General features: G+C 48.7%; 27 protein-coding genes. 18 read left to right on the forward strand and 9 right to left on the reverse strand.

From position 1 onward, the window contains the following. Positions 1 to 24: 24 nt before the first annotated feature. From GBC03_00425 to GBC03_00450, 6 genes are all read right to left on the reverse strand, one after another. A complete protein-coding gene (locus GBC03_00425; protein QFS68775.1) occupies positions 25 to 795 on the reverse strand; it encodes a hypothetical protein in 771 nt (256 codons plus the stop codon). A 127-nt stretch (positions 796 to 922) separates the two neighbouring features. After that, entirely contained in the window at positions 923 to 1,453 is a 531-nt protein-coding gene (locus GBC03_00430) for a transcriptional regulator (GenBank protein ID QFS68776.1), read from the reverse strand. A 2-nt stretch (positions 1,454 to 1,455) separates the two neighbouring features. After that, the gene (locus GBC03_00435; protein ID QFS68777.1) at positions 1,456 to 1,986 is read right to left on the reverse strand and encodes a hypothetical protein; all 531 of its coding nucleotides are present in this window, start codon (positions 1,984 to 1,986) and stop codon (positions 1,456 to 1,458) included. Further along, positions 1,979 to 2,539, reverse strand: coding sequence for a transglycosylase SLT domain-containing protein (locus tag GBC03_00440; GenBank protein ID QFS68778.1), 561 nt, complete (start codon positions 2,537 to 2,539; stop codon positions 1,979 to 1,981). The genes GBC03_00435 and GBC03_00440 overlap by 8 nt, the downstream gene beginning before the upstream one ends. Before the next feature lie 29 nt (positions 2,540 to 2,568). Beyond that, entirely contained in the window at positions 2,569 to 3,099 is a 531-nt protein-coding gene (locus GBC03_00445; GenBank protein ID QFS68779.1) for a hypothetical protein, read from the reverse strand. 14 nt (positions 3,100 to 3,113) lie between these two features. Further along, positions 3,114 to 4,136, reverse strand: a complete 1,023-nt coding sequence (locus GBC03_00450; GenBank protein ID QFS68780.1) for a rod shape-determining protein MreD — start codon at positions 4,134 to 4,136, stop codon at positions 3,114 to 3,116. A gap of 1,183 nt (positions 4,137 to 5,319) precedes the next feature. Between GBC03_00450 and GBC03_00455 the strand changes: the two genes are divergently transcribed. Beyond that, positions 5,320 to 5,751, forward strand: a complete 432-nt coding sequence (locus tag GBC03_00455) for a hypothetical protein (GenBank protein ID QFS68781.1) — start codon at positions 5,320 to 5,322, stop codon at positions 5,749 to 5,751. Positions 5,752 to 5,854: 103 nt separating this feature from the next. On the opposite strand, the gene GBC03_00460 is transcribed toward GBC03_00455, so the two are convergent. Then, positions 5,855 to 6,061: a hypothetical protein gene (locus GBC03_00460; GenBank protein ID QFS68782.1), complete on the reverse strand. Its 207-nt coding sequence runs from the start codon at positions 6,059 to 6,061 to the stop codon at positions 5,855 to 5,857. A 566-nt stretch (positions 6,062 to 6,627) separates the two neighbouring features. Here GBC03_00460 and GBC03_00465 point away from each other — a divergent pair. The 8 genes from GBC03_00465 (at position 6,628) to GBC03_00500 (ending at position 12,070) form a co-directional block, all read left to right on the forward strand. Further along, positions 6,628 to 7,317 (forward strand): hypothetical protein, encoded by a 690-nt coding sequence (locus GBC03_00465; GenBank protein QFS68783.1) that lies wholly within the window; start codon positions 6,628 to 6,630, stop codon positions 7,315 to 7,317. 594 nt (positions 7,318 to 7,911) lie between these two features. Further along, a complete protein-coding gene (locus GBC03_00470) occupies positions 7,912 to 8,475 on the forward strand; it encodes a hypothetical protein (GenBank protein QFS68784.1) in 564 nt (187 codons plus the stop codon). Positions 8,476 to 8,709: 234 nt separating this feature from the next. Beyond that, complete coding sequence (locus tag GBC03_00475; protein ID QFS68949.1) at positions 8,710 to 8,904, forward strand: hypothetical protein; 195 nt, start codon at positions 8,710 to 8,712, stop codon at positions 8,902 to 8,904. A 121-nt stretch (positions 8,905 to 9,025) separates the two neighbouring features. Further along, positions 9,026 to 9,277 carry a hypothetical protein gene (locus GBC03_00480; protein QFS68785.1) on the forward strand — a complete coding sequence of 84 codons (252 nt, stop codon included), beginning with the start codon at positions 9,026 to 9,028 and terminating at the stop codon, positions 9,275 to 9,277. Between the two features lie 15 nt (positions 9,278 to 9,292). Next, complete coding sequence (locus GBC03_00485) at positions 9,293 to 9,565, forward strand: hypothetical protein (protein ID QFS68786.1); 273 nt, start codon at positions 9,293 to 9,295, stop codon at positions 9,563 to 9,565. Between the two features lie 13 nt (positions 9,566 to 9,578). After that, positions 9,579 to 9,962 (forward strand): hypothetical protein, encoded by a 384-nt coding sequence (locus GBC03_00490; GenBank protein QFS68787.1) that lies wholly within the window; start codon positions 9,579 to 9,581, stop codon positions 9,960 to 9,962. 62 nt (positions 9,963 to 10,024) lie between these two features. After that, positions 10,025 to 10,729 carry a hypothetical protein gene (locus GBC03_00495; protein QFS68788.1) on the forward strand — a complete coding sequence of 235 codons (705 nt, stop codon included), beginning with the start codon at positions 10,025 to 10,027 and terminating at the stop codon, positions 10,727 to 10,729. Between the two features lie 168 nt (positions 10,730 to 10,897). Further along, positions 10,898 to 12,070 carry a hypothetical protein gene (locus GBC03_00500; GenBank protein QFS68789.1) on the forward strand — a complete coding sequence of 391 codons (1,173 nt, stop codon included), beginning with the start codon at positions 10,898 to 10,900 and terminating at the stop codon, positions 12,068 to 12,070. Between the two features lie 420 nt (positions 12,071 to 12,490). Here GBC03_00500 and GBC03_00505 read toward each other — a convergent pair whose 3' ends face one another. Continuing rightward, positions 12,491 to 12,748 (reverse strand): hypothetical protein, encoded by a 258-nt coding sequence (locus GBC03_00505; GenBank protein ID QFS68790.1) that lies wholly within the window; start codon positions 12,746 to 12,748, stop codon positions 12,491 to 12,493. A gap of 114 nt (positions 12,749 to 12,862) precedes the next feature. Between GBC03_00505 and GBC03_00510 the strand changes: the two genes are divergently transcribed. The 7 genes from GBC03_00510 (at position 12,863) to GBC03_00540 (ending at position 16,114) form a co-directional block, all read left to right on the forward strand. Beyond that, a complete protein-coding gene (locus GBC03_00510; GenBank protein ID QFS68791.1) occupies positions 12,863 to 13,198 on the forward strand; it encodes a hypothetical protein in 336 nt (111 codons plus the stop codon). Between the two features lie 147 nt (positions 13,199 to 13,345). After that, positions 13,346 to 13,939 carry a hypothetical protein gene (locus GBC03_00515; GenBank protein ID QFS68792.1) on the forward strand — a complete coding sequence of 198 codons (594 nt, stop codon included), beginning with the start codon at positions 13,346 to 13,348 and terminating at the stop codon, positions 13,937 to 13,939. A 92-nt stretch (positions 13,940 to 14,031) separates the two neighbouring features. Continuing rightward, positions 14,032 to 14,298 (forward strand): hypothetical protein, encoded by a 267-nt coding sequence (locus GBC03_00520; protein ID QFS68793.1) that lies wholly within the window; start codon positions 14,032 to 14,034, stop codon positions 14,296 to 14,298. Positions 14,299 to 14,406: 108 nt separating this feature from the next. Then, entirely contained in the window at positions 14,407 to 14,865 is a 459-nt protein-coding gene (locus tag GBC03_00525) for a hypothetical protein (protein QFS68794.1), read from the forward strand. A 35-nt stretch (positions 14,866 to 14,900) separates the two neighbouring features. Further along, positions 14,901 to 15,377, forward strand: coding sequence for a hypothetical protein (locus GBC03_00530; protein QFS68795.1), 477 nt, complete (start codon positions 14,901 to 14,903; stop codon positions 15,375 to 15,377). Between the two features lie 74 nt (positions 15,378 to 15,451). Next, positions 15,452 to 15,727: a hypothetical protein gene (locus tag GBC03_00535; protein ID QFS68796.1), complete on the forward strand. Its 276-nt coding sequence runs from the start codon at positions 15,452 to 15,454 to the stop codon at positions 15,725 to 15,727. 114 nt (positions 15,728 to 15,841) lie between these two features. Further along, positions 15,842 to 16,114, forward strand: coding sequence for a hypothetical protein (locus GBC03_00540; protein QFS68797.1), 273 nt, complete (start codon positions 15,842 to 15,844; stop codon positions 16,112 to 16,114). Between the two features lie 58 nt (positions 16,115 to 16,172). Here the strand turns inward: GBC03_00540 and GBC03_00545 are convergent, their stop codons facing one another. Then, entirely contained in the window at positions 16,173 to 16,505 is a 333-nt protein-coding gene (locus GBC03_00545; GenBank protein QFS68798.1) for a hypothetical protein, read from the reverse strand. An 81-nt stretch (positions 16,506 to 16,586) separates the two neighbouring features. Here GBC03_00545 and GBC03_00550 point away from each other — a divergent pair, with 81 nt between their 5' ends. Together GBC03_00550 and dinG are read left to right on the forward strand one after the other, a co-directional pair. Then, complete coding sequence (locus tag GBC03_00550; protein ID QFS68799.1) at positions 16,587 to 16,880, forward strand: hypothetical protein; 294 nt, start codon at positions 16,587 to 16,589, stop codon at positions 16,878 to 16,880. Between the two features lie 94 nt (positions 16,881 to 16,974). Beyond that, positions 16,975 to 19,047, forward strand: coding sequence for an ATP-dependent DNA helicase DinG (gene dinG, locus GBC03_00555; protein QFS68800.1), 2,073 nt, complete (start codon positions 16,975 to 16,977; stop codon positions 19,045 to 19,047). Positions 19,048 to 19,054 lie beyond the last annotated feature (7 nt).

Consider the following 19,054-nt stretch of genomic DNA (forward strand, 5'->3'; position numbering starts at 1 on the left):
CGACTTTATGTCGGGGCTTTTTTTTTACTTTCTGAACAGGTATTGCTTACCGTCACTGAATACCATTGGTTCATGTTCAGGAGAGCCTGGTAAGAACAGAGCCCGCTGAGCACCCAGTTCTTTACTCATTTCTTTAACCAGACCTACGTTAGAGGCTCGTGTTGCATAGAGGTTGAAGCAGTCATTACCGATAATGAATGTCACCTGACCGCTGGTGCTGATAGGTGGTTTCGGCAACGTTGGAGCTATATCAGCATACGATACCCAATCACCGTTCGTCGCTTTCCGACGAACTGCATTTTCAACAGCACCGCCTTTCCCCTCACACATCCCACCAACTTTGTATCCATCCATCCGGGTTAGTGTTTTCCAGAAAATCGCATTGACCTCACGCTCATTATCTTCCTGAGATTTACCGTTCCATGACGCGACACGCACCACGCCATCAACAATAGCAGTAGGCTGTTGGGCCGTTAAAACAGACAGCACAGGGATGAAAGATGTGTGTGTCGCGAAGCCCGCAGCCACATCGGCCACTCCATTACCTCCCAGGTTGGTTACACCTTTTTCACCAGCCTTAACCGGGGTTTTGAGAGGGACAAGCTGCCCATTGGACGCGAAACCGTTATAGATAAGGTATTGATCGCCAGCATCGGTGATCTGACGTAAATCCATCGCTCGGGCAAATTTCAAAGCATCAGATGGATTGCTGTCAACCGGCATAGCTGGTGGTTGAGAAGCCGCGCAACCAACTAACATCAGCGATACCAAAGCAAGACCAGAGATTTTCTTCATTTTATTTTCCTTGGGACACCAGTAGGTTTGTTATTCAATACTAACCCGACTCATTCACGTGACGAAGTATCCAGGCAATAAAAAAGCCCGTTAAAACGGGCTTTTTTATGAAATTTAACTTAGTCACTTACGAGCTTTCATTTTCAGCTTCTGTATCAGAGCAGAACGGACAAATATGTTTTTTCCGTGGACGGTCACAACTCTGCGGTGAAATAAATGAAAGATCGCAACGGTAACACCTTACCATACGTATTTCTTCAGCTCGAAAATCACGAGCAAGAGTCCAGGCCTCGTTGGCATCAATCATCATTTTCGAGGCTTCTTCCGGGCGGAATTTAAGGTTTAGTTCCCGGTAGATTTCGAACGCACTCACCACATCAACGATGTTGTCACTGTTGTTTGGGTCTTTCGAACGACGCAGATAGATGCTCATAAAATTGGTTGCCTCAACCTTTTTATGTGTCGTATTGAGCAGCGTCTCTGAATGTTTAAGTCGTCCGATTGATACATCACTCAGATGGAACTCTTTTCGCAAAAAATCAATAACACGGTCACTTGCATTAAGCGAATGCACAATGATCTTTCTACGAAATCCTAATTTTACCATTTTCTGTGTTAAAGCAAATTTATCTTCATCCCGGACAAGAGCAGCCTTCATAATCAATTACTCCAATGAGAATAGCGCGACTGTAAGTAACCTGTTAATTCTAAGGTTGGGTTGGGGGCTCCAATAACTGTACTGAAGTCACAATCTACTAAATCGGCAAATGGACGAATAGGTTTAAAATATATTTTGCCGGTTATGATTGCATCGATTGTTTGTGCATCATCCATACGTTCGACAAGCTGTACGGTTTTTTCATTATCAAACCAGTAGAACGTTTGGGCAACAGTCCCCGTATTAATGAAAACACGAACACTGAATACCAGCAGGGCAAGCCGTAGGATGTATGAGTCATGACGAACGAATTTTTCTACCTCAGTAGATATCTTGCGCTCGGGATCATGACAGATATTAAAGATGGGCAAGTCATACTTCTCCATCGATAAAGCGAGCTTGGCCTGATTAGATTTCTCTATCAAAAATTCCCGGTCTCCTTCTGCTAACTCAAAAGGGCTTTTATACAACGATTGCGCACGGGTAATAATTGAGATGGCAGTCTGTAGAAAATACAAATTTTGATTAATCATTTTCGATAAGCCTCTTCCATACGCGTAATACGCGCTGACCATATTCACGAGCCTTGCCTTCCAACTTAGGGTTTTGAGTGTTGTATCCACCTATCGCCAGTTCTATATCGCCAGGGTTAGCTTTGATGGCTGCACACAAAGTCTTTGCCCCGATTCGGATGTTTGTATCGACATCCAGGAGTTCTTCAGGATGGTTAACATACTGTCCGTTCCAACGAAAATTAATTTGAACGATTCCAATATCTGTTACCGGAGTGGCTGAGAGATAGCGGGCTAGCGCTCTCTTTGCATCTTCATAACTTGTCGGGTAATACGACCCATAAACATAGTTGTTCAATGCCCAGGGGCTGGGAACAACATACCCCTTGGTTCCTGCATTATTTTTACTCTCGGTGAGTGCCACCGCGTAGAGAAGGTACGGATCGAGGCCACACTCTTTCTGGGAATGCTTTTCCCAAGAAGTGCCACGAAGATCTACAAGCCTGGCGTTCGTACTCGTGCAGTAAGCAGCACATAGTAAAGCGAGCACCAAACTCTTCGTTGCTATCTGCATTTCCCCTCCCCACAAACCCTACAACGGCATCAACTTATGCGAACACGCCTTGGTGTAACCTTTTCATTAACGCCGCTATCTTGATTGTCGCCTGTCTCCCCAACGCCCGATTTATCTCCAGGATTGGGATCCGGTATTTTTCCAGCAATCTCAGGCTTACTGGTAAGGTTCGCCGTCGATAACTGGTCATCTTTAACTTCGAACTCTTGAATATCACTGCCCACACAAAATGGCGGGCCTGTATTGACTATATCGTTGCTAACCACGTGACGAAATTTTGGTTCAGTGTCCTCATTTACTTTGGGTAAGTGGCCGTCTCTCTGACTAGTCATCAGACCAGTCTCATTTTCTGTATTCGGCCCACGGACTGATTTCTTCTGTTCTGATTTACGTTTTTTTGAAGTCTCACGGACGATACCGGGTATAAAACTGTCACCTGCTAGCAATGCTCGGTTTGCCAGCGCCAATAGTGAACTGCTGCGCTGGCCAGACTGTTTTGATTCCAGATAATTAATCAGCTCTGGAAACAGTATTGGATTAATCGTCACTCGAACTTGCATGAAACCCCCTTTGCTCAATCATCGCCGTAAAGCATCAAGTCAACGCCATAGTTCCAGAAACCAATGGCATTACTGGCAACAGGCAACGGGCTCGATACGATCCTGGCTCGGGGGAATTCTTCTCGTATGGTCTGTTCGTAGAACCTTGTCCCACCACCGGCAGCTGCAATGATATGGACTGGCCCGAGAACCCTTGTCGATTTTCGCAACTCTTTGACTACATCACTGGCGATGGAGGGAATAGCTTCTTCAAGCAGAGGACGTAGGGAAATGTGGCGGAACCCATTAAAGAAAGACTGCTCATTGTTACGGAGAGCGATTTCAATAATTTCTGGTAGATCATCAATTCGCTCTTCCGGGTTATCGGCATTAAGGCGGTTCACAATGCTTTCGATAATTGCACTGGTTGCTTTTAATGATGAACCTGAAGAGCCTGATACCCTGCTTCCGCTCTTAAAGGCGATGTAGTCCATCGAGAAGAAGCCAGGGTCAACCACGAGAATGGTCGACTTCTCTAATTCTTCCTGACTGATAAGGCCCGGTCTGTTAACGATGTCATTGATGACACCAACGCCCTGCTGAAGAACGAGGCATTTTTTAACAGTCACTGTTTTTCCTGGCGCAATAGTAAACGTACCGGTGAGCCTCGCAGTCAGTTTCGCGCGTTCACTTTCATTAGCAAGACGGACAGGTAAACCAGTTACTACCAGGTCGATTTCATTGCCTGCTTTAGCAGTGATTTTATCCAGTGAGGCCAGATATAGTGCCAGGTACATTTCTGTCATGTGGTAACGGTCATGCAGCTCACGCGCATCGGGGCGTTCGGTAAAAGCCCGCCATTCTTTACCTCCTGGGTACACCAACACTTCATGTTCGCAGCTACGCTTTACCAGCCGCACATCATCTACTGGCTCATTCGTAGCGTAGGCCGGATAAATACTGACTGTGGGTTTGTCATCCGCTGAATCCCCTACAGCAATTTTTACATTGCTGTATCCAATATCAATTCCGCAGACAACCAATTTGTCATTGCTCATTCGTTAACCCTGCAAGTTAAAAATGAATTACTGCCACTCCGATAACATTTGAGCGCCAAAAAGGGGTTCGCACTAACGTAAAGAAAGGTGGCCTCCCTCTGTCAACGTCGGGAATTAACCGTTAACAAGTTGTAACATGGTATTCAAACGATCATCGATTACCATTTTTTTTATCGGCAAAACGTCCCCATTTTTGACATTAATAATGGCTAGATACGGACGTTTAAAATGTCAGATATGTACATAAATGCTGCATGAAACTGGACGTCATATATGGCTAAATCCGGCCCTAAAAACCTTAACCCCTAACCTAAATCAGACTGAGGAAATTAGGTGGTAATGTATGAGGGCAACACATTTAGATTGGCTTTCCGCCTGGGGATTTCGCGGAGTATATATACTAAAAACACATGCTTCGGTGAGGTGAATTAAGGTATGTTGTGGCGATTACTCAAGGGTACACTTCGTGAAAATTTTACTTAAGCACAAGTTATAATTTCACTTAAATATGCATATCTCCCCTTCACTTCCCCCCCAAAAAAACTCTCTCAAACTAGTATATATACCTACAAAATGTGACATAAATCACTATGAAGTTACTGTGATTTAGGATTGATCCTGAAGACGGAGGGAGGTGATGGAAGTTTCAGCTGCGTTTGCCATTGTATTCTCCAGAAAGGTAACAAAAAGTGGAAAAGCCAGAAACATAAGTTTCTGCCATATCATATAGCGACTCTACATAATCGTTTACTAAGAGGTTTGTGCAGCGGTGGGCGTCATCCCGTTAATCGCCTCTACATTAGGGGAAGTAAGTTTCCATTATATTCCCCAGAAACCTATTAAAAATCAGAAATGCCCAGAAACGTAGTTTTCTGCCATATCATATAGAGATTGGCAAACTGCTTGATTAAAATAAAATGGCTTGATAAAAGTACCCGTACAGATAGATATTAATAGCTCAATCACCAGATTGCCATTGTATTCTCCAGAAACATGCAAAAAATGAGAACACCCAGAAAGATACTTAACTGGAGAATCAATCTTTCCTGTTTTGGAACTGAAAACTAAAAATCGAACCTGAAAAGGAGTTTTCTCTTTCTCCAGAAACATAGAGTTCTGGCGTAATAATAGAGATTCTCTTTTTTGGGGTTAAGTCCTAATCAAAAAACATCGAGGTGGTTTTATGCAACTCGTCGGGTACATCAATGATCTGGAAAAGGCTCGTGATGCGGTTGATTCAGCCGCAGAACTTCTGTTTAACGAGGCCAATAGTCTTCGGGAGGAATACTGGGACAAAGCTATTGCTGATGACGAGAAGGCACGGTACAGCTTTAACGTAACCAGGCAAGGAACAACTATCAGGATCCGCTGGGCCAGATTGACACCTTTGCGCAAAGCTGGTGGAGGCATTGATCGTGTCGTTCCCAAATACCTACCTCTCAACAAAGGCGAATCATATCCACCAGCGAAATTTAAGGATGCAAGCCAGCGAGAACTTGCGCTTATCGAACTGTATGAAGGTCAGCTTATTTGGTTGCGTGATGAGTTACGAAAAAACCGTGCAATTCGGCAGGCACTTTCACTTCGAATAACTCACCTAAGAAAACAGCTTTAGAAATACAAACCGCTCTGGAGTAAACATAACGGATATACATGAATACCAGGCGATGACCTGGTATTTTTGTTAGTGAGCCTTCAGGCGATCTGTTAGTGAGCCTTCAGGCGATAGCGGACTTATCGCGGCGGAAATGAATCAGGATGATCGCAATATGATCGCGAGTGTTTTCGCCCGGGTATGATCGGGTGGGAATGCAGCGGACTATTTCGCGGGCGCGAATATGGAAGGTAAACAAAGCGGAAGCGATAGCGTCGGTTTTCTCTATTTTTACATCGGGAGGTTGAGCATGGTAATAATCAAACCGCACGATGTCGGAGGAAAGATGAATTTCCTCCGGGGGTTTTTATGGGCAACCGGAGGTTGCCCTGGTTTTAATCGCCGGGGAAAACCAAAAGTGAATAACCAACATGGTTTTCCTCCGGGGGTTTTTGTCGCGGCGAGTACCGCTTAGAAATTGTGATCGGCTATCGAAACGGACAATATGAAGTCGATACCCTCGTTCGGAATAACTTCCCTCCCGATACACGCGTAAACAAAACGAAACCATTAACAAATTATCGCTCAGATTATCAAAGTGGATCATCTCCGTCTCATACCAGCCAAATTCCCTTGTAAACCGATCTGTATTCGCAAAAGGATCCGTTATTGGGATAAAACCACGCCAGAATCGCCTCAGAACGATTCTGAGCTTATCCCCCTGGTATTTTCACGATCGGATTGATTAAAACGCGCCTGAGCGTTTTGAGCGCGTTTTGTAGATCGACATATCTGTAAATTTCCTGAGTATGGTTTGGCTATGCCCTGATTTTGTTCCGAACGGGGAAGCCGTTATGATTAGGTCTGAATGTAAAGCACTTGTAGAGGTGATGCGGTATGAGTCACGAGCGCATTGAGGTTTTTGGTGATGGAGGCAGCTGGATAGCCGAAAGGCTTAAGTCATTCAGGTTAACGATCTTGGGTCAAAGTGAGTCGTTGTCTATCGTCAGGAACCCGACTGACAATTCTGCCTGGGTGACTCACGATGATACCGGCCTTGTTTTATGTCCCCTCCATGTTGATGGTTCGTTGGCCCCGGATATCGCTGAAGCTACTGAGACGGTGGAGAAATACATCTCCCGAGTGAGCCCTGCGGGAATATCAGCACGGATAAAGCAAGCCCGTAACCACCTGGATAGAATTGCCGCACCGGTAGACTCACGTTCTGCGGCAGCACTGTTAAGACGTGGCGGAATCCCGATTCTCTCACTGCGAACCACGGAATATCTGAAGTGGTACGAGTTGTTAGCGAGACTGGCGAAAGGTCAGGCTCTGTCACCATCCATCTGGGTGGATAACTACCTTGCCGGTGATACACCAGAAAGTGCATGGGCTAATGGACGCGGACTCTATGAGTTAATCAACAATGGGAATATGACATCAGCCAATACGATTTTCCCGGTCTGGTATTCTGTAGCTCTCGCACTGGGAAGATTCACAACAGAAGAACTACCTGTGATGAACGCCTGGCCGAGCTATTGTGATGGAACCCGTGTGGAGAGTTTTATCCAGTTGTATCGTGATTAATTCTTATTCATATGTCATATGATTAACGCTAAAGAAGATCTGCGGTAAGTCTGGCCGTTACCCGGAACCCCGGGACAGACCGAAACTTGCTTTCGGGTTGTCTCGGGGTTGGCCGAGCGAAGCGCTGGCAAGCACCACACCTATTTTGAGGAGAAGCCAATGTTAATTTCGTATAAGAGCAAATTGAAATTAGGATCTATCGCACTATGTTCATTTGGTGTAGGTATGGGCGTTATGCTATCAAAAACCGTTCCACTATCTTTAAGCGCTGTAGTAGTACTCGCCTTTTTCTGGTTACTCTCAATCATTTGTTTAGGGGTTGCTGCTTTCTTTTGTTCCGATTGAAATTGTGTAGTTCATACAGTACCCCGAATAATCCCCGCCTTTGTCAGTAGATAACCGTGAGGCAGACCGAAACTTGTTTTCGGGCTGTCGAGGGGTTGGCCGAGCGAAGCGCTGGCAAGTACAGACCATATTGTTCCCCCTGCATTTCTCATCGCTAAATTCTTTCTTGAAATATCGTCAGATTCCCTGTTTGTCACCCACCAGCCTCATGTTGTTATTGACCTAACTGCCATTCAATGGGAAGCAACAATGTTTAATTTAATCGCGAAGGCTAAAGAAGCAGGTTATCAATTCTGGATCAGTGCCTCCAAGGTACTGACAGTTACTACCGGAACCGAGATGGGGCTGACGATTATTAAAACTGTAACTGATATTAACCCTTGCTTGCTGGTGGCGGAGTTAATGAACCTTGGGATCACGTTATCCCCAGATAATAATTATTTCTGCTGGTTGGATAGCGAAGGTGTCCTTTGGGCCGTTGACCGCCACCATCTCTATCGAGGAAATACAGGGGAGCATGGGGTAAACTGGGATGTCGTCTATCATCACGGCATGGTAATTAATACCCCTGAGCAGGCATCCATCCTTTTCAAAATTCCCCACATTGGGCGCTTTACTGCCACTGTAATGTATAGCGCTGGCTATACACCCGACTGGGCTCTTCCAGCCTTTGTTGATTTTTCTGGTGAACCGGATCATGAAACAATACTGTCGTGGTTATCCGAGGTAGGCATTCGTAATGCAGGAATGCATCTCGAAGATATTGAGTTTCTTTCTGTTGAAGAAAATCCCGACGCTTATATCTCTCTTTAATGAGGTCTCTGTATGTCAAACGTTAAACCTTATTCCTGGGTAGTTCGCTTCGATGTTGCTCCTCAGTGGGTAGCTGACGGCTTTATCATGACAGATACCACAGCTCTCGAAATGCTATCTGATGTTATCAACTATGCAAACGATCACGAACTTGCCGCATTGGTTATTTCAGCACCCGATGCAGAAAGAATTTCCGAGGAGCAAGGCTATTTGGCTTCTAACAATGCGGAGCTAATGCGTCAGGTGCTAATCGGCTCACCGCAGGCATATGCTAAAGCATCTGTGGCAAATACCCTGCTAAAGGCTATAACCGCACTTGAGCAAACGCAGGATAATAAGCAGGTCGTTAAAGAACTGCATTCCAGCCTCGCTTTACTGACGGGCAATAAGCCTATTTCGGACATTATCTGGTTTCCAACCCCAGAATAATTCTTTCATAAAGAGCTTAAATCTTTAGCTCATTTATTTATGGATTTTCTATTCGTCAGCCACCCAGCGTGTGTTTAACTGAAGTTAGTAAACAAAACGAAAAACATACGCGGGGTGATTTATGAATACTGCAATTCATCAAGTACGAAATAACGTTCGTCGCACTACATCTGCACGTCCTGTTTGTTATCCAGTTCGCCCGCAGACAGAGAAAGAACTTTTTTCTGTAGGCCGCAGCCTCTGGTATCGCTACACCACTTCATTTGGCCCGTGCCGTGAAGTTCACCATCATCATGTGCAGCAGCTTGCACACCTGGTGGGTAAATCTGTTGGCTATGTTGAACATGCCATTAATCATTACCTCACGCATTGAACGAGGCGGCTTAATATGTCTACTCAAATCTATTGTGCGGTGCTTCGCCATTTCATGATGATGGCTGCATCCTCCCAGCACTCATTGATTGTGCTGAAGCAATTATATAACGCAGAGATTTCATCGAAAGCTCACCTGGCCGGTCTCTCCGTGTCCGAAGCTGAAGCGCTCCTGGCTCTACCATCCACCAGCTGGCGCAAACGCGATGATGTAATTCATGAGCTGAACATTCGCCTTAAGCAACTCACTAGCGTAGCCACACCGCCAGCTCAACAAGTCGCAAACTGAAGGAGTCTATAACATGCTGCCATTTCTCATTTTGCTGTTCTGCTCATCGCCTGAGACGGCGCGAATGATCCTAATCTACGCTACCGATGAATCTGCGGCCCGCCTCCAGGCGCTTGAAGATTTCGCACGTCTGAATGATTCGGGTTTTGCTGCTTCCGCCCAAACCCCATATGAGTGGGAGAATCCTCACGGTGACCAGCTCTTTATTGAGTCGGTATACCCGGTTCCATCCGGCGATTTATCTGCTATCCGCCGTATGCTCGGGGATGACGATGCCCCATATACCGACAAGCACCTTATTGCCGGTTTACTGGAGGACAGCCGACGTATCCAGATGATTGAACCGAATGCCGGTACTCTTTCTCGTATTGCTCAGGCAGAGCAGTACCTTCAGTAGACTTGTGTTCCGACCGCCCACCAGCAGGTGGGCTTCGGGCTAATTTCCTGTACGAGGTATGTATGCAAGGTACACCACGCTGGTGGCAGAACGGTCGTCGGGTGCAGGCCGTTCTCGCAGAGAATCAGACCGCAGATGTAAGGCTCAATATCGGCCCAGAAAATGACTTCTGGTTTACTGATGATGGTAATAATCCTGTTGCTGTGCTTAGGGTTATCGGCCCGGTCTGTCCACTGGATCCGCTAAAATTCACCTCCAGTATCACTGATGTCCTTCCTGAAGATGTCCATAGCTATAAAAAAGCCCTTCAGGAACACCAGATGATAAACCGGCCTGTCTCGTTCTATCTTGCACTTGCCGATGCCTGGTTGCTTGTTAACGAACAGCAGCCGGTTTACCAGTTCCGCATCCGAAACCAGTACAACGGCATGACTACTGAATGGAATTCCGTTGCCCGGGACAAAGTCATTGAAGTGATTAAGATGCAGCCGGAAACCGCTGAATTCCGGGTTCTCGTCCCATCGGCTCCTGAGCCTGCTGCGAATGCCCGGCAGTTGATCTCAGAAATTGAAGGTCTGCGTGAAGCTATTGGGAAACTCTACCCGGCAAATACTGATGTACGTCGTATTGCCAGAAACAGCGGCTGGATGCATGTATACGACGACACCAATGCCAAAATGAACTTTGCAGACAATGCCAGAAATACCCCTTATCTCGATGCCTTTGTGACTCAACTGCATCTCTTCCTCACAGATGATCGAGAGTAGATGTAAAACCTCCCTGAATCTTTCTGCTCTAACCAGCGCTGTCATATAGCATTTTTTTGACGGCGCTGCCGGTTGCGCTTTTATCAAACATGGTAAATACATTGTTTCATGCTGTCTGGCTCCCGGGCGCGGAGTTATCGTTGATGGAACCAAGTTGAGATATTCGAAATGAAAAGACCAACGGCACATAAAAATGACCGTCTGCCGGTGCGAAGATCTAACCCTACAACGCCTCAAGCAAGAGAGCGCGTTATTGCCGGGCTGGTGGCCTCAGCTACATCTGACTTCGTCTACCTCGTTCAGTGGCTGAAATCAGGAAAGCAGAACGGTGACCCTCTACAGCTATCCAGATGGGATAGCCTGAGAAATGCAATAAGCCACCTTGAGACGCTTGATGCTGGTGTACAACCTGACTGGCGCAAAGTCCTCACCCTGGTGTCGCGGGAAATTCATACCAGCCATAATGTCCAGGCGGTTGTTACTCCTCCGTCTAAAATCGCCGGTGGTATACTCAGCAACCTTAACGACATCAGCCAGAAGATAGCGACCGGGCTTGCTTCCCCTGACATGCTCGGCAGGCTCGATTATATGCTTCAGTTGACCGCAGGCCTGGCAGGTGGTGATGATCTGGCGCAAAGCATCCGTAAGGTTTCAGACAGTGCAGAAAAAGCCCTACGTGGTTATGACAAGCCGCAGGCAAAGGCCAAAACGCCTAAACCGGCCCCACCAGCTCCTGCATTCCGGGATGATCAGACGTTCAGGCAAGAGTGTGCGCCACTGATTGGGGTTGATGACCTCTTTGTTCTGGCTAATTGCCTTATTGCGATGTCCGCCCGCCTGGGCCGTTCTCCTGTCAGCCTAGCGAAACGCGCAGCGGGTTTAAAAGGTGTGATTAAACCCGATATGCTGGCTGACCTGCTGGAGCTCTTACAGCAGGACGTGGATCTGACCGCCCTGGCCCCGCCACCCAGGGTTAAAGACGATAATAGCCGCAGTGATGGAGGTAAGCTCGTCGGTTTAACCGGGGTCGTCGAAGGTGGCGCGTCAATCGGTGCTGAAGCGCAGCGTATCATCACCGCAGAACTGAAGAAGCACTCGCCGCTCACTTCGGCGCAGCGCGTATCTTTCGATACCGCCCGTGCGGGTCTGGCGCTGGAGAGCGATACATTCCGGGTTATTGAAGAGATCAGACGTATTGCAGCATCACTCAACTGGAGACCGCTGGCTGTCGCGGCCCATGCCGCGCATAAATCGCCTGGTATCCGCCCGGAGATTGCCGGGGATGTGATCACGTTGCTGGCGCAGGATGAGGCCTTAACCACCAGCAAGCCTAGCCGTTAAGTACCTGCCGCGCTGACTACAGCTTACCTCGCGATATTGCACCAGCAGCTCAGAAATAATACCGGTATAAACGTCCGCGTTTTGCCGGTATTTTAATTCGCCCTATTTTTAGAATTAGCGATAATAGCGTTGCTTATTACGTATTTTTACACTCAGAAACCTTCGTCACATGAATAGGGTATGGTTCACTGAATAGACAAAGACGTTAAATCTGGTCAGCTACAGAAAGGAGGATTTATGTAAATGCTCTCGTTACGTTCAAACTCTTAAAAAACTGCCGCGCCTGCCTATATAAGCCAGGCTGTAGACCTGAAGTCTACAAATTTAGCGTTACTGACAATTCACAATCCAGTGAACCGGCCCACACTAAGGAGGTTATATGCGAACGCGTAACTTTAAATCTGAGTCTATGTAATCTGATCAGCTGGCGCTGCCGAGAATGGCGGACTCCGCTACCCCGGTGATAGACCGGGGTAGCAGGAAGAAAGAGTAACGATTTACCGGTTTTAAAACCAAATTTTCGTCAAATGGGATACAAGCGCCCAAGGCCGGTTCCCGTCTGACAGACCGAAGTTGTGATGTGTGCATCGCCCCCCTGGAAGTTGTTTTATTGAATTGCTGTGTGTAGTTTTGCGGGGATAATACCCCGCTTTTTTTTTGCTTATTCTTCTTCGTCACCCCACCTTCCTGTGCCATCATACGTATAGAAAATAACTTTTCACTTCTGACCCTTTTTCAGTTGAAGTCTTATGATTTGATATTCCGCTAATACACACACATTAAGGAATGAAAATGAGCAACGATATTCATAACAAAATTGCTGATGCTTTAGCTTCTGTTGGTTTAAAACTTTCCGATGGATATACCCGGGCCGCACTCTTACTGAAGATGAAAGGTTCAGTTAGTCTCAATTTTGCTGTTGATGGCAAACCTGTCACTGTCACTCTCCATATGACTGAATCGGGTGATGTTACTGCTACCACTGATTATGACGATTCAACCGCTACTGCCGCAGCAGCAGCCGCAGCCACTACAACGCCAACACAAGAGTCGGTGGAAAAACCAGCAGAAGAGTCGGTGGAAGAGCCAGAAAAAAGTAATACACGAAAAGGCCCAAGGCCTAAGTAATAACTGCGCTGGAACTACATGTTGGCATAATTATAAATATCAAAACTGGCGGGGTTAAATCCCCGCTTTTTTATGCCCGATTTCCTTCGTCACCTGAATACCCCGTGAGACTATAAGTAAACAAAACGAACAACACGGGGCAACGCCATGACCACCAGCAAAGAGAAAAATGTATTCTACGTTCACTACTATGAATCCGACTCCAGTGGTGGCGAACTGCCACTGATGCGCATTGAAGCGGAGAACGAAGATGAAGCCAACCTGATCTGTCTTCGCAACCTCGCGGATGTTTATGACGTTGATCATGACGACATCAGTCTTGAAGACGGCTTCGAAGTGAACGGCAATAGCGTTTATCTGCAAGGTATCTACCCGGCGACCTCAGAGCAGGCACTGGTAGTTGATGCGGTATTTAATATGACTTCTGTAGAACCAGTCGCTGAGGCTGTGACCGGCACGGCGGAATCCGCCTGCGGTATCAGCCTGGTCTCTGATAAGGTCTGGCTGGAAAGCTGGTTCGACCTCGAAGACAAATTTGCTGATCAGATGGCCCACGTCGCTGAAGATGACAAGTCTGATACACGCTTCTTGCTCTACCGTGACCAGGTCATCGATGTGCGTGAATGCGAGACATCTTCTGTCCCAGGCTGGGATCTCCAGTTCGGCTTGAGCGGCGGTACGCAGATGCTATTCATTCGCCTTTCTGATGATGGCGATCACGTTGCACTGGGTCTCGAATAACTGCTGCCTGCGCCCGGGCTTGTTTGCCCGGGTTGCTCCCCTCCCCTGAATCAAACCGAGTATCATGACATCATTCTGAGGAGTACCAGACGATGAGCGAAGTAAAGCACTTCAGCATCACGAAAACCGTTGATTTTTACATCAATGAAGCATCCCCGGAAATTATTGCGGGCCGCAGGATCTATCTGGAAACCGTATTGATTCCTCGCCTTCGTACCGGCCTTGCCGTGCTCAATAAGATGGGCCTGACCGAGCGTGAAGATATGGAGCTGCGCGATGTGTACCAGCGTGGCGTGGAATTTTTTGACAAATTGTTCGATGGCCCTGTCCCGCAGGCCAATACCACCACCAGCCACTAATCCGCAAATTTTGTCCTTTTTTTACCCGGCTCTGACTTCGTCACCCGGGTAACCAGTGATTTAATAAGTAAACAAAACGAACATACCAATAATCACTGGGGATGCACCATGTTTAAAAGTCTGTCTGAATTGATGACCAGCGTTGGCAAGACTGATGCGCATAAAGTCTCGATAGTCCAGGTTAAAACCGGTGTCACCTCGTGGGGCCGCAAAAACCAGTCATCCCGGCCTACGGCTGAATACCAGATCTGGATGGATACTCCTGACAACGACAGTCGTATCGTCCTGAAGCTGAATTTCGTGCTGAGTTCCCGCCGTAACCAGCCTGAGAAGAATGCGCCCCTGAATATTGAAATCAGCCAGTACGCTAACTGGGATACGGTGAAACGCGCCTGGGCGGAATGCGCTCCTGAACGCTATATGCGGCTGGAGAATGAAACGACAGATGAGTTTATGTCCACCAGCGGGGTCTGGGAAGAAGCATCCGTCATCACCAATGACATGCAGCCGGATTACCGCTACTTCTATCCAGGCACGTCCTATTACGTGGCAAACGACAGCTACTGAAGCCAGAAAACACACCATATAACCGAGGATCTACCATGACCGACGCTATCCAGACTGCCCCTGAAAGCTTCAGCCTTTCTTCCCTGACCGACCTGTATCGCACAGTGCAGGCAACCGAGTCCCACGCTCTTTCAATGATGCGTGTCCAGAGGGGGATCACCTCCTGGGGGAGCCGTCGTATAACTGACCGCCGAACTGAGGGGTTCACCGTCTTTCTGGATGCGCCGGATAACGCCAGCCGTATTACTGTTAAAACGGAGTTCGTGCTGAATGCAGCAAAGACCGGCCCTGATACGTCTAATGATCTGGTGGTGGAAGCGCGTGAACATTCAGGCTGGGATGAGAGCCGGAATTGTTTCACTGTTACCCGCGAGATCGGCGAACTGCGGGTTAATGCTGGTGGTGAAAATCATGCTGCTACACTTCGTCAGCTGTGGAAGCTGCTTCACGCGCAGGCAAAAGCCTACCAGTCCAGAAATACTGCCGGTAACGCCACCTGGCTTATGTTCTGATAAGCCCCGGGCATGGTAATGTGCGTCACGACATTACGCCGTGGCGCACTACGTTCGTTTAGAAGGAAATGAAGATGAAAATAAGCCAGCTGGAAGTCGGGATGAGTGTCTGGTCGGTTAGCCGGGTAAATATGGGCAACACCACACTTAAAACAGTTGTCGTCCACCCGGTCGTGATTGTCGAAGTCCATGATAACCACGTCATAGCCACCTGGAATGGTAACGCCCCGCGTCGTTTCGGTGAGTCCGTCGTTAAGGGCTGGAAGAAAGAAAAGCCGTTGCTGATCCGTGAAGGTTTCGGGCAAATGCGCCTGGCTACCAGGGAAGAGAAAGCGCTGGCTGGTAAGTAACCCCCTTCGTGACCTGTATGACCCGTGGTGTAATGGCTCCGACAACCTGGCAGTTTTCGCAACGCAACACTCTGCCGCAAATCACCCTCCACGGGGCCAGACAGGGAATACACGATGACCGATGCCATTCTCTCTGAAGAGCTGTACTTCAAATACCTCAACACCTACGAACGCGAAAGCAGGTTTCGCATTGACTCTTTTCGCTTTGATGGCGAGCCTCAGTGGACAACCAAATTCGGTCAAGCTCGCATCCGCCCTTCTCAGGTACGTGTACTGCTCTGCCGCTGCGGGGCAAACAACTGGAAAGACGATGGCAGGTTCGCCAATGAGTACTGCTGCGACAGCTGCGGACAGTTCGTGGAGGTGCTACAGCATAACGACCGTTGATTCGCGTCCCGGGGCCGGAGCTGATGGCTCACTGATAAACCATTTCAGACCGACATATTCATTCTGATAATACCCGACGTATCGCCTTCGTCACCTGCCGGGCCCGTGTTGTACTGGTATCAGTACAACATAAAACGAGATCACGGGGCGCATCATGCAGACACTGACCGACGTATTCAGCGATAAGGCGAATAAAGCCTTTCATTCGATTTTCGCCGATTTCCTGCCCACCAGCGCGGATGGGGTAATCACCTTTACGGTTCGCGGCTATGGCGGAAAAACTGCCTGCATGACCGTCCCCTCTGGAACCCCGGTTTTCGTCTTTGGCACTGAAGAGCTCGCCGACTTCCATCGCTCCGCCGTGGCGGGTGAATTCTACATCGTTGATCACGGTGGTTTCCGCACCCTGAATCAACAGGTAGAACGTGGCCGCGTCCCAGTCATCTACGACATCCTCTGAAGGGATCCGATTATGGCAATCGACACAGTTTACCGCCTGCGGCTCGATTTCGACGTGTATAACGGCGATGTCATCGACACCAAAGAGCAGGAAGACAAAGACCAGATCTCCATTGCGAAAATCACCCAATTTATCTTCGATGCCTCCGTTCGGCTCAAGCTTGATGCCTGCGAAACCAGCGATGGCGGGCCAGCACATGGGCCTTACTGTGTTCTTGAGCACTGCAACCGAGCTGTACTGGAACAGGCCGAAACTGAAATTAAACGCTATGTGAGACGCTTTAAAGGCCATTCACTGGAAGACTGATGAACCCGGTACATCCACCAGCATGAGGATGTACCTGACTTCGATAGCCGCTGCCGGGCTGTGCCTCCTGAGCAGCAGAGGACAAGGTACGGATATGCCAGACAATAAACCCCGGATGACTGCCGCTGAAATGACTGAGCGAGCCTATCACTTCTTCCTGGACGCAAAGGGTCTGTCCCCTCGTGCCGGGCAGGTAGACATGATGGCGTTTTGCAGCGCAGTCGTTAACGCTACCCCCGCTGAGGAGCAGTATCGCGTCGGGGTTATTGAGGCCGGTACGGGGACAGGGAAAACACTCGGGTATTGTCTGCCGCTGATCCCCCTGGCGATGGAAAAGCATAAGACGCTGATCATCTCCACGGCAACCGTTGCGCTTCAGGAACAAATCATCTCCAAGGATCTGCCAGAAATACAGGCGAGAGCGGGCCTGAGCTTCTCCTATGCGATGGCGAAGGGCCGTAGCCGTTACTTCTGCCAGATGCGCTGTGACGTTCATATGGAAAGCGAGATGAATGCCTATGGCTACATCCGCGATGATGTGGAGGATATCAGCAAGGCCTTTGCTGGTGGTCACTGGACAGGAGAGCGTGATTCCTATCCTGATGAGATCAATGAGGCGGTATGGGGTCGGGTCAATGCTATTGGCAGTCAGTGCCCTAAAAAGCGTTGCCCACATTATCACCGTTGTCCGTTCTTCCTCGCCCGCGCCCTGCTGGAGTCGGTGGATGTGGTTATCGCCAACCATGACATCGTATTGTCTGACCTGTCACTGGGAGGCGGTATTATCCTTCCCCCGCAGGAAGAGTCCATTTATGTGTTCGACGAAGGTCACCACGTTCCGCAGAAAGCAATTAACCACTTTGCGACCTCCGCCTCTCTCGATGCCAGCAGGCATTTCATGAGCGAAATCTTCGACATGGTAATGACCATGCCAGAGTCCTACGGCGGGACTATGGAAAAGCACGTGCAGCAGCTGGTGGAGCTTGCGGGCCATGCCGGTGATGAGCTCGGTGAGCTGCGGGGGACACTTTTACGCTCCCTGAACTGGCGAAACGATCACGAAATGCCAAATGGCACGGAATCGGACATCTATCGCTTCCCGGAAGGTTTCGTTCCTGAAGATATTGCGGCCCTGTTTAAGCCTGGGTTAAAGACAGTAAACGAGATGCAGAATATCGTTGTGAAAATGACGGCGATTGTAGATGAGGCCGGGCGGGATATCAGCGAGGAAGAACTGGCCCTTCAAAAGATGGCTGTCGGCGAGCTGGCAAATCGCCTGGCGGGTATGCATCAGGCTCTGGCCTCATACTGCGGGAATAAAACCGTCTCTGGTATGCCTATGGCCCGGTGGATTAACGTCCGTCGTACTAAACGCAGCACCGAAGTGGTGATTAATTGCAGTCCGGTCTATGCGGGCGAACACCTGAAATCCGAGCTCTGGTCGAAGGCTTATGCCACCATTGTGACCTCGGCAACAATCCGCTCCCTTAGCAAGTTTGACGCATTCCTGGAGCAGGCCGGTCTTCCAGTCGATACACCTACCCTGCTGGCCCGCAGCCCGTTTGATTACCAGAACAACGGCGTGTTGTTCATCCCCCGTATGCGCTCGGTTCCGACCAATCATGAAGAACATACGGCGGAGATCATCGAACTCCTTCCCAAACTGGTGCTTCGGCTTCAGGGTTGCCTCGTGCTGTTCGCCTCCCGCAGGCAGATGGAAGAAGTCAGCAAGGCGATGCCTCAACACATTTCACCGCTTCTGCTGATACAGGGGGCACTTCCAAAACGGGAAATACTGCTGCGCCATAAGCTCAGAATCGACCGTGGTGAGCCGAGCATTATCTTTGGTATGGCTTCTTTCAGTGAAGGGGTGGATCTGCCTGGCGTGTACTGCAACAACGTCATCATTGCCAAGCTGCCTTTTAGCGTTCCGACCGACCCGGTGGGCCAGACCCTGACGGAGTGGCTGGAGAAAAACGGGCGTGATGCTTTCCGGGAAATCTCGATACCGGAGGCCTGCCTCAAACTGACCCAGTCCGTTGGTCGGCTTATCCGCACAGAGAGCGATACCGGCGCGGTGACTATCCTGGATAAACGCCTGAAGACAAAAGCCTACGGGAAAGACATCCTCGCATCCCTGCCCCCTTTCAGGCGCGAAATTCGTTAATCAACAG

It is taken from the genome of Citrobacter telavivensis (assembly GCA_009363175.1).
Lineage (GTDB): Bacteria > Pseudomonadota > Gammaproteobacteria > Enterobacterales > Enterobacteriaceae > Citrobacter_A > Citrobacter_A telavivensis.